Here is a 17,282-nt window from a genome sequence, read left to right on the forward strand (position 1 = left end):
ATGCTGCCGACATTGCGCCGCCGGGCATCTGTCACGCCACCCGCACCACCTGCGGATCGAAATAGCTGGGTGCCGCCATGCCAGGAATATACTGGTCGGAGATAAAAACGCGGCAGCGCTCTGCGAAGGCGTTAACCACCATCGAGTGCTGGGTATGAGCGGCGGTCGCGTAACCGAGTTGCATCGCCCTGTTGGTCCCGGCCAGCCGTACGCGAATCAGGCGTTTGCCATCCTGGGAGAGATGCGCTTTCGGCCGCACGTTGGCGATACCAAACCCCACGCCGTTTGCCACCATCGCGCGCACCACTTCCATATTGCTGGAGCGCATTACCACATTCGGCGTCACGCCCGCCTCGCTAAACAGGCCAAGGAAATATTCACGGCTCCACGGCATATCCAGCAACACCATCGGCATCGTCGCCAGATCCTGAATGGTCACCGCCGATTGCGTCGCCAGTGGATGATGTTCCCCCACCATTACATACGGCGGCAACTGTGCCAGCGAGGTAAAGGCGATGTCGCTGGCGGGAACGAGATCATAGGTCAGCGCGATATCGATGTCGGCGGTGCGTAGCTGTTTCAGCAACTGTTCATGGTTGCCTTCGACAAGCGTAATGCGCACGCCGGGAAACGCGCGGCCAAAGCCGAACACCAGTTCGGGCGTCAGCATGGGCGCCAGCGTATCCAGACAGCCCACGCGCAGCGGGCCGCGCACATTGTTCATGGATTCCGAGGCGATAGTATAAAGATTCAGCATCTGCTCCAGAATGAGCTTCGCCTCTTTCAGAACCTGATGACCGATCGCCGTGAGCGAAACGCCCTGCGCGTGATGGCGCACAAAAAGCTGTACGCCCAGTTCAGATTCGATATGGGTGATAGCAGCAGAGATCGACGGCGATGAAACGTGGATACGTTCTGAGGCGCCAATGATGCTGCCCGCCTCTCCCGAGGCGACAAAATATTCCAGCTGACGCTGGGTAATGCGACTGAGCATGCAGGTTCTCCTGAGATCGCCGACGCGATCATGTCGCGTCAGTCATTCTAATAGTGCTTATTTTTATGCACTTATCATGCCAAACGACGAATAACAGCATAATCCCCTGGTTTTGTTGTGCCTTCCTTCCCTTCAGCCTTATCACTGGTTAAGAAAATCCGTTGCAAAGCAGCGCCTTTTTTAGCGTCAGAAATCCTGATGCAACGGCGAGGAAAAGGCTGTTTTACGCCATCAACTCCCCACGTCATTATCGATTTCACACCAGGGAACACCGTTTGCACCGTTCCGGCGCGTCGGGTTTCAGATTGCTACAACAGCCATTTCATAAGATGGGGATGAGAATATGTTGCGTAAGATTTGTGCCTTAACGTTGTTGACCACGTGCGTGCTCAGCGCAGGCAATGCGATGGCCGCTGACAAGCTGATTGTCAGCACCTGGGGCGGCGGTTTTAAAGATTTGATCGATCAAACCATTGCCAAAGAGTTCACCAAAGAGACCGGCGTAGAAGTGCAGTTTGTCACCGGCGGCACCATTGATCGCCTCAACAAAGCCAAGCTGGCGGGCGGTTCACCAGAAACTGACGTCACCTTTACCACCGCGCATGTGGGCTATCTGTACGCCAACTCTGGCCTGTTTGAAAAACTCGATATGAGCAAAATCCCGAACGCGGCAAACCTGGTGCAACAGGCGAAAGTCAGCCCTTATCACCTCGGCGTATGGGGCTACGTTTACACCATCGGTTATCGTCCGGACCTGGTGCCCAAAGGCGAAACCTTTACCAGCTGGAACGATCTGTGGAAACCCGAGCTGAAAGGCACGCTGGCGCTGCCAGACTGGGATCCGAGCCATATCATTGCGGTGGCTGCCAAACTCTCCGGCACCGATGCGGCGCACTGGCAGCAAGGCCAGGCGAAGCTGAAAGCGCTGATCCCGAATATCAAATCTTTCTATACCGATGATGCCAACAGCCAGCAACTGATCTCTACCGGCGAAACCCCGGTGCAAGTGATGCTGTCAATGAACGCCTACAACATGATGGCTGAAGGGGTGGACGTCAAACTGGCGATCCCCAAAGAGGGGGCGATTTTGGGCGTCGATACCATTGGTATCAACAAAGGCACCCAACATAGCGATCTCGCGTACAAGTTTATGAATATTGCGCTGAAGCCGGAAATTCAGGAGCAGGTGGCAAAGATTTATCACGGCAGCCCAACGGTAACCAACGCGCATATCGATCCTGAGCTGGCGAAACTGCCGGGCATGCTCACCACGCCTGCGCAGTGGAATGCCACCATCAATACCGATCCGCAGCTGCGCGCCGAGAAAACCGCAGAGTGGCGTCAGTGGTTCTCTGAAAACATCATGTCTCATTGATTTATCGGGCGACTTGCGGGTCGCCCGGGTTCTACCGGCAGCACATTACTCAGGCAGCAAGGTCTATGACGAGAAAACCGACATTTTTACCGTGGTTCATTATTCCCGCGACGCTCGCCGCCGTCGGGCTGGTTGTCGCGATGTTCGCGGTGATGCAGTTCAGCGTGCGCGCCTATATTCCCGGCTCGCTCGAGGTGGGCGGATTTACGCTGGCGAACTTCAAAGGCCTGTTCAAAAGCATCTATGCCGATGCGTTTATTAACACCGTCATGCTGAGCGCGAAAACCGCTATTTTCGGCCTGCTGATGAGTTACCCGCTGGCGTATGCGCTGGTGCGCACCCGCACCACGTGGATCAAATCCGCAATTTTGATTATTGCGATTACGCCGATGTTTCTCGGCGAAGTGGTACGCACCTATTCCTGGATTATTGTGCTGGGTAACAGCGGCTTCCTGAATAGTTTGCTGCTGGCGTTGGGCGTCATCTCCAGGCCGATTCAGTTTATGTTTACGCAAACCGGCGTGGTGCTGGCCCTGGTGCACGTGACCATGCCCATCATGGTGCTGATGCTGGCGACCGCGTTGTCGCACATTAACCCGGATTACGAGAAAGCCGCCGCCAGCCTGGGCGCAGGGCCGCTCCGTACCTTGCTGACCGTGACAATTCCCCTCTCAATTCCCGGCATTGTCTCCAGCCTCACGACCGCGTTTGCCTGGACCTTTAGCGCCTTTGCCACCCCGCAACTTATTGGCGGCGGACGCGTCAGCACCGTGGCGACCATGGTCTATCAACTGGGTTTCTCATCGATGAATTTCCCGTTTGCTGCCGCGCTGAGCATCGCCGGTTTGATCCTGACCATCCTGCTGCTGATGGCGCTCAAACGCATGACCCGATTCCTGCACGCGATGGGAGAGCATTGATATGACCCGTTCGATCAACGACAAACTGACTGTACTGGCGGGCCGCCTGCTGGTCGCCGCTATTCTGCTTTTTGTGATGCTGCCGACCATCGTGGTCGTTATCTCCTCGTTCAGCAGTACCGCCGTGTTGTTCTTCCCGCCGAAAGGCTGGTCGCTGCGCTGGTTCGAGCGCGCGGTGAATTACGATGATTTCCGTCACGGCTTCTACTCCGGGCTTATTGTCACCGCATGGGCATCGTCACTGGCGGTGATCATCGGCACCACGCTGGCGATTGCTATCGAACGCTATTCGTTTCCGTGCAAGCAGGTGCTGGAAGGGATTCTGCTGTCACCGCTGTTTATCCCGCACTTCACCATTGGCCTCGGCCTGCTGATGCTGGTGTCGCAACTCAACCTCGGGCGCGGTTATCCACTGGTGATTTTCTGCCATATCGTGCTGGTATTGCCGTTTGTGTTGCGCAGCGTTTATGTGTCGATAAAAAACCTTGAACAGCGCATTGAACTGGCGGCGGCAAGCCTTGGCGCATCGCCGTTGCGCGTGGTGTGGACCATCACCATACCGCTGATTTTGCCGGGCCTGTTTGGCGGCTGGCTGTTTGCCGCGATCCTCTCGTTTAACGAATTTACCGCGTCGTTGTTTATTACTACCCAGGCGACACAGACCTTACCGGTGGCGATGTACAACTATGTGCGTGAATTTGCTGACCCGACGCTGGCGGCCCTGTCGGTTATTTATATTGCCGTCACCGCCACCTTATTAATTATCACCAATAAGTATTTCGGCCTGGGGAAAATATTAAATGTTGAGAGCAGACATTAATTAACCGTGAATGAAGGCGCACTGGATTTTCCCGTGCGCTGCCTTTAAGACGCCTGATTATCATTAATACGACACCCGATTACGCTTCGCGATAAAACTATCGAGGGTCGCCTGGATTTAGGGATTCAACATGTCAGTAGAAAAAATGAATACCGTCATTGTCGGCGCAGGTCAGGCCGGTATTGCCATGAGCGAGCATCTGGCATTAATGGGCGTGCCGCACGTCGTACTGGAGCGCAGCCGCATCGCTGAGCGCTGGCGTTCTGAACGTTGGGATTCTCTGGTGGCGAATGGTCCGGCGTGGCACGACCGCTTCCCGTCGCTGAAATTCGACAATATTTCCCAGGAAGCGTTTCCGCCGAAAGAGCGCATGGCGCAATATTTTGAAGAGTATGCGAGGATGATTAACGCTCCCGTACGCACCGGCGTTGAGGTGCATCAGGTTGTGCGCCTGGCAGGGCGCAGCGGATTCAAAGTGGTGACCTCTGCCGGTGAATTTGAGGCCGACAATGTGGTGGCCGCCACCGGCCCGTTTCAGAAACCCTCTTTCCCGCAGATCGTGCCGGAAAGCGCAGGCGTGCAGCAGATTCACTCTTCCGTCTACAAAAATCCGCAGCAATTGCCCGCAGGCGGCGTGCTGGTGGTGGGCGCAGGCGCTTCCGGTACGCAAATTGCCGAAGAGTTGCGTAAAACGGGCCGGGACGTTTATCTGTCGGTCGGCGAACATTATCGCCCGCCGCGCACCTACCGCGACCGTGATTACTGCTGGTGGCTCGGCGCGCTTGGTCTGTGGGATGAAGTGAAAATAAAACCGAAAAAAGAGCACGTTGCCTTTGCGGTAAGCGGCTACGAAGGCGGTAAAACCGTCGATTTCCGTCGCCTGGCGCATATGGGCATTACGCTGGTGGGCATCACTCAAAGCTGGGATAACGGTGTCCTGAGCTTTGCCGAAGGCCTGGCGGAGAATATCGCTGCGGGCGATAACGCCTACTTTGACGTGCTGCGCGATGCGGATGCTTACATCGAACGCAACGGGCTGGATCTGCCCCCGGAGCCGCAGGCGTGGGAACTGCTGCCGGATCCGCCATGTTTGCTCAATCCGCTGGCACAATTAGATATTGCCGCAGCGGGTATTACCACCATTATCTGGGCGACGGGTTTTAAATTTGATTTCGGCTGGCTGCAAGTGGATGCCTTCGACGAAAAAGGTCTGCCATTCCATAAACGCGGTATTTCCGCCGAGCGCGGCATTTATTTTCTCGGCCTGCCCAATTTAGTAAACCGGGCATCATCGTTTATTTATGGTGTATGGCACGACGCGAAATATATTGCCGACCATATTGTTTTGCAGAACGCGTATACCGACTACGTTAAATCATAATTGTCTGCGTATTCTGCTTGTCATCAGTGGCTAAATCATCGTTATTTAGCCACACCGTCCTGGATAACCGACATGATCATCACCTGCATTGAAGATCTACGGCAACTGGCGCGTAAACGGGTGCCCAAAATGTTTTATGACTATGTGGATGCTGGCTCGTGGAGTGAATATAGCTATCGTGCCAATGAAGCTGATTTACGTCGCCTTGAGTTTCGCCAGCGCGTGGCGGTCGATATTGCCGCCCGCAGCACCGCCAGCGTGATGCTCGGACAGGCCGTTACCATGCCGGTGGCCATTGCCCCGACCGGGTTAACCGGCATGATCCATCCCGACGGCGAAATCCTTGCGGCGCGCGCAGCGAAAACGTTCGGCATCCCCTTTACGCTTTCGACCATGAGTATTTGTTCCATTGAAACCGTAGCCCAGGCCACGGATTACCATCCCTTCTGGTTCCAGCTCTACGTCATGCGCGATCGCCAGTTTGTCGCGAATCTTATCGATCGCGCGAAAGCCGCCAACTGCGGTGCGCTGGTCGTCACCATGGATCTTCAGGTATTTGGACAGCGCCATAAAGACATTAAAAATGGCCTCTCGACCCCGCCGAAAATGACGCTGCGCAACCTGCTGAATATTGCCAGCAAACCGCGCTGGTGCCGCAATATGCTCGCTACACGCAACCGTAACTTTGGCAATATTATCGGTCACGCCAGCGGCGTTAATAACATCGATGCCATGGTGGAGTGGACAGCGCAGCAGTTCGATCCGCGCCTCTGCTGGCAGGATATTGAGTGGATCAAACGGCGCTGGGGCGGCAAGCTGATCGTGAAGGGCATTATGGACGTGGAGGATGCGCGCCTGGCGGTAGCGGCAGGCGCGGATGCGCTGATTGTCTCTAATCACGGCGGCCGCCAGCTGGATGGCGTGTCGTCATCAAGTACCTTATTGCCAGAGATTGTCGCCGCCGTGGGTAACGATATTGAAGTCCATTTCGACGGCGGGATACGTTCCGGGCAGGATGTGCTGAAGGCGATTGCGCTGGGGGCGAAGGGAACCTATATCGGGCGCAGTATGCTGTATGGATTAGGGGCGATGGGCGAAGAAGGTGTCACCATGGCGCTCAATATCATTCGTAATGAATTCGATTTGTCGATGGCTTTTTGCGGCAAGACCCATGTGGCTGCGATTGATGCAGGGATCCTGCGGCGCAGGTTGTTTGACTGACTTGCCCCATTTGGCTGTTATAATCCCGCTAACACACCAACGGGTTTAATGACGACGATGACAAAACTTACCTTGCAAGAGCAGATGTTAAAAGCGGGATTAGTCACCAGCAAGAAAATGGCCAAAGTCCAGAGAACGGCGAAAAAGTCCCGCGTTCAGGCGCGTGAGGCCAGAGAAGCAGTAGAAGAAAATAAGAAAGCGCAACTTGAGCGTGATAAGCAGCTCAGCGAACAGCAAAAGCAGGCGGCGTTATCGAAAGAGTATAAAGCGCAGGTCAAGCAGCTTATTGAGATGAACCGCATCACAATAACGAAAGGCAATATCAGTTTTAACTTCACCGACAATAATGTGATTAAGAAAATAGAGGTTGATAAACTGACTCAGGCGCAGCTGATCAATGGCCGTCTCGCCATTGCCCGTCTGCTGTCCGACAACAGCGGTGATAGCCAGTACGCCATCATCCCGGCGGCTGTCGCCGATAAAATTGCCCAGCGCGATGCCAACTGTATTGTGCTGCACAGCGCGCTAACGCAGGAAGCCCAGGATGAAGACGATCCGTATGCCGACTTCAAAGTGCCCGATGATTTGATGTGGTAATTCACGTTTCAGAATGGGCTGTCATTACGGGCGTTGATCCGCGTGTTGCTAATGGGATGCACAAAATGCAACGCGCTGGCGTGCAGCATCAGCCGCGGCGCCCGTTCAGTTCCCGCCATCAGCCGACCGCCATACAGATCGCACCCCAGAATAGGATGTCCGAGGTGCTGGCAGTGGATGCGTAGCTGGTGCGTGCGCCCGGTTTCAGGAATAAGCTCTACGCGCGACAGCGGCACTAACCTGCCGTCTTCCTGCGTCTGGTAAAAACGCTCAATAACGCGAAAACGGGAACGCGCTGGCTTGCCACCGGTCGCACAAAGCGACATCAGCGGGAAGCACGCCGGGTCTTTGCCGATCGCCGCATCGATCACCCCTTCGTCGTCGTGCACGTGTCCGCAGAGTAATGCGCTGTAAACCTTGGTGACGCTGCGCTGGCTGAACTGCTGGCACAGCGCGGCATTAATGGCTTTATTGCGGGCAACCACCATCAACCCGGACGTGCCAAAATCGAGGCGGTGCACCAGCGTGCAGCCGGGGAATATCTGCACCAGCCGATAATGCACGGAATCGAGATTTTGCGGGTTTTTCCCCGACAGGCTGAGTAATCCGCTGGGTTTATTGATCAGCACCAGGTGCTCGTCCTGATAGAGCGTTTCAATAGTGTCGTGACACGGCGGGGCAATAAAAGTATCGATCGTAGACATCGGGCTGCCCGAATGGAGAGTGGCTGCGGATAATAACGGATTTTCACCGGACTGGCGAATCCGGAGGTATGTTTGAAGGGGCGCGACAGACGTTTTCCCCCTGCTGCTTCGCGTTCCGTGGCTTTCCTCACTCGCAGAGCAGAAATTTATCATTCACACTTAACCAGGCATGGCCTGCGCAGGCATTGTGCTTTACACTGCGCGCTGCAAAAAACTGAGTAGATAAACGATTAACCAGGTGGTACAGCGATGAACGGAACGATCACAACGTGGTTTAAAGATAAAGGTTTTGGCTTTATCAAAGATGAAAACGGCGAAAACCGTTATTTTCATGTGATTAAGGTCGCTAACCCTGAGCTAATTAAGAAAGATGCTGCGGTGACTTTCGAACCCACCACCAATAACAAGGGGTTATCGGCTTACGCGGTGAAAGTCATCCCTGACAGCAAATACATCTATATCGCGGGCGAACGTTTCAAGCTTACGTCGATCAAATCGTATCTGGTGTACAGCGAAGAAGTCCCTGCTGATACCCGTATCGATAAAGAAAATGCCGTGCTGTCTGTGGGTCTGCTGATGGGAAATATTAGGCCGAAAACCACCACCAAGCCGGATGAAATGCGCTCAGTGAAAAAACTGGCGATCGCCACCTTTCAGGGCACAACCTCTATTTTCTCGGAAGATGAAATCGACATTGATGCGACGGTGAAAATGCTTAAAGTCTGAGCAGCGCCGTTGCTCTGCTTTCTGTACCCCGCGCTGGCGTACCGGCAGCGCGGGCGATGAGCAAGAAGCGGCTTCTTTTCCCGTTCAGAGAAAAACAGGTTAATCCGGGCGCTTGCCTGGCATCATTCTCAGCAAGGTATTATCCCGCAGTATATAGTGGTGCAGCAGCGCTGCCGCCGCATGCAAGCCGATGATAAAATAGCCCGTATTAGCCAGTAATTCATGAACCTCTTTCAGGCTATGTTGCAGTACACTATTTTTTTCCGCCGCAACCGGCATGTTAATAAACAGGAAGCTCCACTCTTTCTGGCCGTAATAGAGCGATACCACCCCCAGCAGCGGCAGAAAAATAAACAGCGCATATAAAATAAAATGCACAACAGTGGCGCTAAGTTTTTGCCATTGTGGCAGAGCGGGAACGACCGGTGGTTCCGGGAAAATAAATCTAAATACCATTCTGACCAGCATCAGAATAAAGACACTGACGCCACACGTGTAATGGGTTATTGCCATCCAGTAACGGCCGACAGAATCTTTGGGGAAAATATCCCTGAATTCCATCGCGGCGTAGGCGATGACGATGAGTAATAAAACCAGCCAGTGTAGTGCTATCTGCCCACCTGAATATTTCTTCATTTTTTCTTTCCTGAGAATAAAACGATTATTTAAGCCAGCGCCTGTCCGGCGAGCGAACCCGCGCCCATTGACAAAGCCATTGCCATGGCGCTCCAGAAGGTGATTCTAATAATGGCTTTCACCGGCGGCGCTTTGCCGGCGACCGACGAGATATAGCCGAGGAGCGCCAGTGAAAAAAGGGTGGAAAGGATGACGAACAGCAAAACCCACGGTGCCGGCGTTAACCACGCCACCACAACCGGCAACACCGCGCCGGCAGAAAAACTGATGGCTGAAAAAATCGCGGCCTGTAGCGGCCGAGCTGAATTCGTCTCCGTCAGGCCCAGTTCTTCCCGGGCATGCGCCTCGAGCGCATCCTTTGCCATCAGTTGTTCCGCAACCTCGCGGGCAAGCGAAGGCGCCAGCCCCCGTTGCATATACAGTGATGTCAGTTCCTGTACCTCCCCATCATAATCCGTCGCCAGCTCCCTTTTTTCCTGGGCCAGCGCGGCCTTTTCGGTATCGGCTTGCGATGAGACAGAGACGTATTCTCCGGTCGCCATTGACATCGCACCTGCGACCAGCCCGGCAACGCCCGCCAGCAACACGCCGGAGGAGGAACTCCCCGCAGACGCAACCCCGAGAACAAGGCTGGCCGTTGACACAATGCCATCATTGGCTCCCAGTACTGCCGCCCGGAGCCACCCCACTCTTCCGATGCTGTGTAGTTCCAGATGCATGATTATGTTTTCCTGTTATCAGTGAGTGAATCTGCCCGGCATTACTGATATTAAAAAAATCGCGTTGAGAAGGTGTTAATTTATTATGTCAGCCTTAACACCACATTAAGAAGGAATGAGTAAAATCCAGGATCTGCTGATTTTTATTTCTCTGAACGCTGAAATGATAATAGCTATCATGCTCATTCATAAAAACCTCAATAAATTATCCCGTCAGCATTACCGTTATTTTTATTTTATCACTTATGCAGATTCTGACTGGCAATTTTCAGGTGCCTGTATTTATTGCTGAGGCTACTCACTCGCCGTCAAAGCGAATTGCCATTGTGGTGTTGTCAGCAAAAAAGAGACGTAAAGTTCGCCATAACGCTACGCGCCGTACGCTGGCGATTTCCGCTTCTCTCGACCATGCTTTTGTACTGACATTTTGACACGAGAAATCCACCCTTTCGCCCCAGGACACAATGATGCGCAATGCCCTTATTCCTCTCATCGCGGCAGTGCTTCTTTTTATTACCGGTGTTTTTATTCTTAATATGCAGCTCTGGTACTCCACCCGGGCAGACCGCCTTGAAGGAGCCAGATACGCGGTAAACAATATCAACAACATTCTTGATGAAGCTTCCCATGCCACCCGTCTCGCCGCTGACATCGTAGTGAGAGGATGCGATCCGGAAGGACAATTTCAGCTTGGCACTGAAGCCGCCCTGCAACCCCATCTGCGCACGATCCTGATTGTTAAAAACGGAGAAGTCTGGTGCTCATCGCTACCGGGAAATCGCGGGCTGTTGGCGCGCATTCCCAGAATGTCTAATGCCAGTCTGCTTCTCGCGCCGGCAGAGGATGCAGCAAACGAACAGCCATTTATGGTCTATCAGACGCGATTTGCTGCAAGCCGCGTGCTGGTCACCATCAGCGATCAGCATATTCGCGAGGCGCTGAATGCGCCGCTAGAGGGCGTGATTTACCGATTGCGCGTCGGGAATAATGTGATCGGCCTGTCAGGGGATATCGCAGCGCTTAACGCCAGCGCGCCCCCTTCGGGGCAACTCAATTCGAAAATGTATCCCTTCAGTATCATTTACAATCAACCTTCGCTGTTCAGCCTGCCCCGGCTCGTCTCGCTGGGGCCGGGCATCCTGATTTTCATCCTTTTCATCTCCTGCGCGACCGCCTACGCACTGGTTAAATACCTGAATAAAAATGCCACGCCCGCAGAGACGCTACGCCGGGCCATTACTAACGGTGAGATCGTGCCTTTTTACCAGCCGGTGGTGAATGGCAGGGAGGGAACCCTGCGCGGCGTCGAGGTGCTGGCGCGCTGGAAACACCCGCGATCCGGCTATATCCCGCCCGCATCATTTATCCCTTTAGCCGAAAAATCAGATCTGATCATACCGCTAACGCAAAGCCTGATGAGGCAGGTCGTGGCCCATATGAACGCCATTGCCCACCGGTTGCCGGAAGGTTTTCACATCGGTATTAACTTCAGCGCGTCCCATATTGCTTCAGCCGATTTTGTCGTGGAATGTCTGAAATTCAAAAAGAGTTTCAGCCACCCTGCGCTCAATCTGGTGATTGAAGTCACCGAGCGTGAGCCCTTAGACGTGGATGAAGATCTTGTGCAACGGCTGAATGCCCTGCATGAAAATGGGTTTGTTATCGCCCTGGATGATTTCGGTACTGGCTATTCAGGGCTTTCTTACCTACACGATCTGCATATCGATTACATTAAAATCGACCAGAGTTTCGTTGCCAGAGTGAATGCCGAACAGGACTCGACGCGGATTTTAGATTGCGTGCTGGATCTGGCGCGCAAACTCTCTTTAAGCATTGTCGCCGAAGGCGTCGAAACGAAAGAACAACTCGATTACCTGAATCAAAACAACATCACTTTCCTGCAAGGTTACTACTTCTATAAGCCGGTCAACTTCCAGGAGCTGATCAAAATTCTGCTGTCAAAACCCAGAGTGAAGGTGGCAGTAGATGATGCAACACGGCAAAAAGAGGATGTTCACTAGTGAGTTGAAATAAAAACCCCGTTGACCGGTACAGGTTATTTCTCGCCTGCGGAACCCTTATCTTTTCAGTATTCGCCGACGATCAACAGAAGGCGGTAAACCAAACAGCCGGGCATATTCGCGACTGAACTGCGTATGGCTTTGATAACCCACCGTTAACGCAATTGTCGTGAGGCTCGCGTTTGTGGTGCTCATTTTTTCACGCGCCCGCATCAGCCTTATCCGTTTTTGATACTGAACCGGGCTGAGGGCGGTAACCGCCAGGAAATGACGATGAAAGGCTGAAACGCTGAGTGCTGCCATTTCGGCCAGCGTTTCCACGCGCACAGCCTGCATATAGTTCTGTTTTATCCAGTTAATCACCGCATAAATACGCGACAGATGCGACTCTGGTCGCGCAATATCACGCAGCATCCAGCCAAGCGGCCCCTGTAACACGCGGAACAGGATTTCCCTTTCATAGGCGGGCGCCAGTGCCGGGATCGCATCCGGGGTACGCATCAGACGTAACATTCGCACCCAGGCATCCAGCAATTCCGGGGTCACTGGCGCAACGGAAAATCCCGAATGAAAGACCCCATCGGAGCCAGAATCAGGCAAGCAACGCTGTAAATCAGCAAGGATCCCGGGATCCGGCGTCAGGCTGACAGCCAGATAAGGCGCGCCGGTCTGCGCATCCGGAAAAACACGGCCAATGGCGGGCAAATCCACCGACATCACAAAATAGGTTGCGGGATCGTAGCGGTAGGTTCTGTCCCCTACTGACATGCTTTTCGAGCCCGTCAGAATCAGGTTGATCATGGGTTCATACACGCCAGACAACCGGTGCTCAGGGATCTCTCCCTGCACCATCGCAAGGCGTGGAATGCCGGTTTCAGTGCGTTGATTTTCCGCCAGCGAGGCCAGTTCACGCAATTCGTGTAATTGATTTTCCATTGCTGGTAAATAGCATGCCGTCAGATGAGCAACAAGACAAAAGCAGCATTAGGCAACTTTTAAAGAGGATCGCATCAGCATGAATCCCCTGTTCGGCGTACGCTTTGTCTGGTCATCGGACTGCGGGGCGTTTTATGGCGCATATTGTGTGCCGGTGAGCGCGTCGTTACAGCGTTATTTTAGCCAGCTATCACGGCGAGCAAGCCACCGGCACAGCCGTCAATCACCTTCAGGTTCTGGGCAGTTATATCATCTGACAACAGGAGCACAGCATGCTGGATCATCTGTTTATTACCGTCAGCGACATCGCGCGCTCGGTAGATTTTTATGAAAGGGTACTCCCTGTTCTGGACATTAACCGTCGCCATGATTATGACGGTAGAGAGGGGCCGCAGGGCCATCCAGATTTGAAAGGTTTTGGTGCGAATGGCCGTATCTTTTTCTGGTTACGCCAGGGTGAGCCATCCCCCAGCGCTGTCCATGTCGGTTTTGTTGCCCACTCAGAGGCACAGGTTAACCAGGCCTGGGTTGCCGCGCTGGCTGCCGGGGCGACGGAGATCCACCCGCCTGGCGCACAACATCACTATGACCCGCGCTATTACGCCGCGCAGGTTCGCGATCCTGATGGCTACAGCCTTGAATTTGTCTACAAAAGTTGGCAACACGCATAATGGGTGGCGCGGCAGGCTACGGCTTCCCCTTTTACACGCGCAGGAGAGAACCATGTCCGTCATTGATCACATTGAAATAGCCGTCAACGATGCCAGTGTATCCCGGCATTTCTACGAACAAGCACTCGCACCGCTGAAATTCCGGCTCATCATCGCCGTCGAACAGAGCCAAACGCGTACGGGAGGTTTACGTTACGGGCTCGGCCCAGGGCACTATCCGCGTCTGTGGCTACACGATAACGACAAACCGGGTGCAGCAGTACATATCGCCTTCGCCGCTCAAGACCGCTCTACGGTGGATAAATTCTGGGAGGCCGCATTGCAGGCAGGTGGGAAAAACAACGGTTCTCCCGGAATACGTTGCCATTACCATGAGTCGTACTACGCAGCCTATGTTTTTGATCCTGATGGCAATAATATCGAAGTTGTCTGTCAGACAACGCCCTGAATGCGGGAGGTTATCCCCCGCCAGTCCGAAATCGGCGCCCTTCGCGCAGGTATCTCCATCCAATGCGCGTTCCGACGTTCGGAAAGCGCATTGACTTTCCCCTTTGGTTAAAAGACGTCACGATATTGATCGTTGCCTTGCAAGAATGAACGCGAGAGGCAGATCGGTTAATGTCGAAAGACGCCTTTTTCGCATGATAATTCTGAAATAATAGCGCCACTGCCTTTGTGACTGCGCGCCTTTCGCCTTCGCCACGCCCCGCGTGTAATAGATTACGCGGCGTGTGCATTCGCCATAAAAGCTTTCAGCACGCACATATTATATATCGGGTAATCGTGCAACTACTCTTGTTGTACCCACGCGCTTTGCGGGGGAACACTTCCTCCGTGCTGCCATGGATATTCGCGGTTAATACTTTATCTCACAACTGTGGTAGCCCTTACGGAATAAGACCATCGGCATGAGGTAAATGTGAATAATACAATACACGATGTTTTATTACAGGATTATCCTTTGCTATTTTCCGGCTTGCCAGCAATAAGCTCTGAAAACGAAAGGGAGTTAGTGCAGTTCTGCGAACAGCATAAGGAACATGTTTTATCTGCGATGCCATGGGCGGCTTCAGAGATTGCAGGTACTTGCGGATTTAAATCCCTTTTTCAGCTCATTTCTCATCATGGCGGGCGAAAAATATATATCCCCAAGGATGCGTCAAAATTCTACAAATTATATGAGATTGAGATCCCCAAAAAACAGTATTCCCGGTTATGCAAATATGCTGATTCTGCCGGGAACATCGAAATGCCATCGGCATGGGGCGTATTTGTGGCTATTCGTCGCGCGGCCATGCAGATAGCGATGCAGGACCAGGTTTCACCGAAATCTTTAGTCAAAACGTTTGGTGTCACCATGAGGAGTATAAGGCTCATAAAATCACGAAATACCTATATGTAAGCAGGCAGTTGTCATCACGTTATTTTCACTCAATAAACAAGGTGGATATTATGTCTCAGCAATACACTGTCAATGTTACCAATAATTCAACGATTTTTGGCTCTTTCTGTATCTATCAGTCATTACCGGACATCAGTAATCCGAATATTATGTCATTGGCCTGGCTGACAAAATCGGCATTTCCCGGCACGTTGCTTTCTTTCGAGTGGGGAATTGACTACAGCTTTGTCTGGGACGATTCCGGGCCGCTGAATGTGGGCAGTGTATTCACGGCGTCGCAAAGCGTGCCCTGCGATCCTTCCGGCAATAATAATATCACGCTGATGTACAGCAACGGCGCTTACAATTTTAGCGGGCTGAATAATGGCGGGCGTAATGGCACATTATTTATTACCGGCCATGAAAGTATTAGCCCGGTTAATAGCGCCGCCGTCGGGATCGCCATGTCGGGCGCGGGAACATTTGTCCAGCCGGCGCAGCCGAATATGGATCTGGTATTTTCTGTTACGCCGACGTACTGGATCACTTATGGTAATTATATCCCCGGCCAGGTTATTCAGATCAGCGATATCAGCAATGCGCAGCAATTAACTTTCCCGATGGGTAGCTATGAACTTGATGTGACGCTGCAAAGAAATAATAGCTGGGTTGTCGCCAGCAACAGTTAAACGTTAATAACAGCGGGGAAAGGTGTGAGGCCATTATTTTATCCCTCACGCCCTTCCCTCTTTATAATTCCTTTCAGAAGGGGAATAAAATGGACAAAGAACAATATGACCGACAAAAAATTAATGAATTTCTCCAGTTGGTGAGCAATGAGGATGAAGTCATTACCTCTACCGGTGCCAGTGTCGTCAATATTAGCGGCACGCTTTATAACGTTGATGGCAGTACGGCGGATCCCAAAAGAGTGCCGGGATATAAAGATAAAAGCTGGAAGGATTTACTCATTGCGAAAGGCATTCCGTCAGGCAGCCCTTGCTATATTACCAACGCTGTTCCCGTGGGCACCAGCCATCCCGATTTTTCCGTCGGCGGTCATATGACGCCCTCCAGCGACGGAAATGTGCCTGTCGGCGGGAGCTGTTATTTAATGCCCGAGTGCCAGTGGCATAATAACAAAGCCCGTGACGGTATCGCGTTTTATCACAGCGAAACGGCAATGCTTCAGCTCACCGGCTATATGCAGGGCGAGCTGGCGGCCACATTCCAGATACGGCTACCGTGCAGCGAAGCCTTTGGCTTGCTGTACAACCTTGAAGGTGACTGGCAACATCAAAACTTCGCCACTAAAGCGGACGCAGAATATTTTCTCGCCCAGTTGAATGGCGGCCAGGAAGTGGAACACCACCTTTTCGAACGCTATATCCAGCTCCAGGGCCAGAACCAGCGGCTGAAGCTGGTCAAAGTCTGAGTAAACCGTTCCTGCCGACGGGATAACCGGCAGGAACGGCTACCCTTCAAATCGCCACCAGTTGTCTTACGCCCTGCGCTTCCATCTCATCGCCGCGCCCGCGCTGGATAATAGTGCCGCGCGACATCACCAGATACTGATCGGCCAGCTCGGCGGCAAAATCGTAAAACTGCTCCACCAGCAGAATGGCCATATCGCCGCGATTCGCCAGGCTGCGGATCACCGCGCCAATCTCCTTGATAACCGAGGGCTGAATACCTTCCGTCGGCTCATCGAGGATCAACAACTGCGGCTTGCAGGCCAGCGCCCGCCCGATGGCAAGCTGCTGCTGTTGCCCGCCGGAGAGATCGCCGCCCCGCCGCTGCTTCATCTCGCGCAGCACCGGGAAGAGATGGTAAATCTCGTCGGGCACGGTTTTCGCCTGGCGTCCCGAAAAGCGCGACAGTCCCATCAGCAGATTCTCTTCAACGGTCAGCCGGGGAAAAATCTCCCGTCCCTGTGGAACATACGCGATCCCCTGCTGCACCCGCTGGTGCGGCTTACTGTTATTGATCTGTTTGCCCTGCCAGTAAACCGTGCCGGACTTCGCCGGGATCAGCCCCATCAGGCACTTCAGCAGCGTGGTTTTCCCCACGCCGTTGCGCCCCAGCAGGCAGGTAATTTCACCCGGCGTGGTCTCGAACGATAAGCCGCGCAAAATGTGGCTGCCGCCGTAATACTGGTTTAACTCTTTCACCTGCAACAT

General features: G+C 53.2%; 20 protein-coding genes. 13 read left to right on the top strand and 7 right to left on the bottom strand.

From position 1 onward, the window contains the following. Positions 1–31 precede the first annotated feature (31 nt). Positions 32–994: a LysR family transcriptional regulator gene (locus tag C0557_RS13515; RefSeq protein ID WP_007371825.1), complete on the bottom strand. Its 963-nt coding sequence runs from the start codon at positions 992–994 to the stop codon at positions 32–34. 74 nt (positions 995–1,068) lie between these two features. Further along, positions 1,069–1,242 (bottom strand): hypothetical protein, encoded by a 174-nt coding sequence (locus C0557_RS13520; RefSeq protein ID WP_208658798.1) that lies wholly within the window; start codon positions 1,240–1,242, stop codon positions 1,069–1,071. A 95-nt stretch (positions 1,243–1,337) separates the two neighbouring features. Between C0557_RS13520 and C0557_RS13525 the strand changes: the two genes are divergently transcribed. The 6 genes from C0557_RS13525 to C0557_RS13550 all read left to right on the top strand — a co-directional run bounded on the left by C0557_RS13525 (position 1,338) and on the right by C0557_RS13550 (position 7,308). Beyond that, positions 1,338–2,369, top strand: coding sequence for a PotD/PotF family extracellular solute-binding protein (locus tag C0557_RS13525; RefSeq protein ID WP_208658799.1), 1,032 nt, complete (start codon positions 1,338–1,340; stop codon positions 2,367–2,369). Positions 2,370–2,434: 65 nt separating this feature from the next. Then, positions 2,435–3,289 (top strand): ABC transporter permease, encoded by an 855-nt coding sequence (locus C0557_RS13530; protein ID WP_208658800.1) that lies wholly within the window; start codon positions 2,435–2,437, stop codon positions 3,287–3,289. 1 nt (position 3,290) lies between these two features. Then, complete coding sequence (locus tag C0557_RS13535; RefSeq protein WP_208658801.1) at positions 3,291–4,109, top strand: ABC transporter permease; 819 nt, start codon at positions 3,291–3,293, stop codon at positions 4,107–4,109. A gap of 130 nt (positions 4,110–4,239) precedes the next feature. Further along, complete coding sequence (locus C0557_RS13540) at positions 4,240–5,490, top strand: NAD(P)/FAD-dependent oxidoreductase (RefSeq protein WP_208658802.1); 1,251 nt, start codon at positions 4,240–4,242, stop codon at positions 5,488–5,490. A gap of 72 nt (positions 5,491–5,562) precedes the next feature. Beyond that, positions 5,563–6,711: an alpha-hydroxy acid oxidase gene (locus C0557_RS13545; protein ID WP_208658803.1), complete on the top strand. Its 1,149-nt coding sequence runs from the start codon at positions 5,563–5,565 to the stop codon at positions 6,709–6,711. Positions 6,712–6,768: 57 nt separating this feature from the next. After that, a complete protein-coding gene (locus C0557_RS13550; RefSeq protein ID WP_208658804.1) occupies positions 6,769–7,308 on the top strand; it encodes a DUF2058 domain-containing protein in 540 nt (179 codons plus the stop codon). Between the two features lie 8 nt (positions 7,309–7,316). Here C0557_RS13550 and C0557_RS13555 read toward each other — a convergent pair whose 3' ends face one another. Beyond that, a complete protein-coding gene (locus C0557_RS13555) occupies positions 7,317–8,012 on the bottom strand; it encodes an RluA family pseudouridine synthase (RefSeq protein ID WP_208658805.1) in 696 nt (231 codons plus the stop codon). A gap of 249 nt (positions 8,013–8,261) precedes the next feature. Between C0557_RS13555 and C0557_RS13560 the strand changes: the two genes are divergently transcribed. Continuing rightward, positions 8,262–8,738, top strand: a complete 477-nt coding sequence (locus C0557_RS13560) for a cold-shock protein (RefSeq protein WP_208658806.1) — start codon at positions 8,262–8,264, stop codon at positions 8,736–8,738. Between the two features lie 99 nt (positions 8,739–8,837). Here the strand turns inward: C0557_RS13560 and cybB are convergent, their stop codons facing one another. Together cybB and C0557_RS13570 are read right to left on the bottom strand one after the other, a co-directional pair. After that, on the bottom strand, positions 8,838–9,374 hold the full coding sequence (gene cybB, locus C0557_RS13565; protein WP_208658807.1) for a cytochrome b561: 537 nt from the start codon (positions 9,372–9,374) through the stop codon (positions 8,838–8,840). Between the two features lie 29 nt (positions 9,375–9,403). Then, complete coding sequence (locus tag C0557_RS13570) at positions 9,404–10,093, bottom strand: VIT family protein (RefSeq protein ID WP_208658808.1); 690 nt, start codon at positions 10,091–10,093, stop codon at positions 9,404–9,406. 467 nt (positions 10,094–10,560) lie between these two features. On the opposite strand from C0557_RS13570, the gene C0557_RS13575 reads away from it, so the two are divergent. Beyond that, positions 10,561–12,114, top strand: a complete 1,554-nt coding sequence (locus C0557_RS13575) for a cyclic diguanylate phosphodiesterase (RefSeq protein ID WP_208662942.1) — start codon at positions 10,561–10,563, stop codon at positions 12,112–12,114. A 57-nt stretch (positions 12,115–12,171) separates the two neighbouring features. Here the strand turns inward: C0557_RS13575 and C0557_RS13580 are convergent, their stop codons facing one another. Continuing rightward, a complete protein-coding gene (locus C0557_RS13580; protein ID WP_208658809.1) occupies positions 12,172–13,050 on the bottom strand; it encodes an AraC family transcriptional regulator in 879 nt (292 codons plus the stop codon). 272 nt (positions 13,051–13,322) lie between these two features. Between C0557_RS13580 and C0557_RS13585 the strand changes: the two genes are divergently transcribed. The 5 genes from C0557_RS13585 to C0557_RS13605 all read left to right on the top strand — a co-directional run bounded on the left by C0557_RS13585 (position 13,323) and on the right by C0557_RS13605 (position 16,537). Beyond that, a complete protein-coding gene (locus C0557_RS13585) occupies positions 13,323–13,721 on the top strand; it encodes a VOC family protein (RefSeq protein WP_074778979.1) in 399 nt (132 codons plus the stop codon). Positions 13,722–13,773: 52 nt separating this feature from the next. Further along, a complete protein-coding gene (locus C0557_RS13590; RefSeq protein WP_208658810.1) occupies positions 13,774–14,169 on the top strand; it encodes a VOC family protein in 396 nt (131 codons plus the stop codon). Between the two features lie 471 nt (positions 14,170–14,640). Next, positions 14,641–15,123, top strand: coding sequence for a hypothetical protein (locus C0557_RS13595; protein ID WP_208658811.1), 483 nt, complete (start codon positions 14,641–14,643; stop codon positions 15,121–15,123). Positions 15,124–15,173: 50 nt separating this feature from the next. Beyond that, positions 15,174–15,791 carry a protein rhiA gene (locus tag C0557_RS13600; protein WP_074778973.1) on the top strand — a complete coding sequence of 206 codons (618 nt, stop codon included), beginning with the start codon at positions 15,174–15,176 and terminating at the stop codon, positions 15,789–15,791. 89 nt (positions 15,792–15,880) lie between these two features. Continuing rightward, complete coding sequence (locus C0557_RS13605) at positions 15,881–16,537, top strand: hypothetical protein (protein WP_208658812.1); 657 nt, start codon at positions 15,881–15,883, stop codon at positions 16,535–16,537. Between the two features lie 46 nt (positions 16,538–16,583). Here the strand turns inward: C0557_RS13605 and urtE are convergent, their stop codons facing one another. Continuing rightward, a complete protein-coding gene (gene urtE, locus C0557_RS13610; protein WP_208658813.1) occupies positions 16,584–17,282 on the bottom strand; it encodes an urea ABC transporter ATP-binding subunit UrtE in 699 nt (232 codons plus the stop codon).

Source organism: Kosakonia sp. MUSA4, from assembly GCF_013085925.1.
GTDB classification, from domain to species: Bacteria; Pseudomonadota; Gammaproteobacteria; order Enterobacterales; family Enterobacteriaceae; genus Kosakonia; species Kosakonia sacchari_B.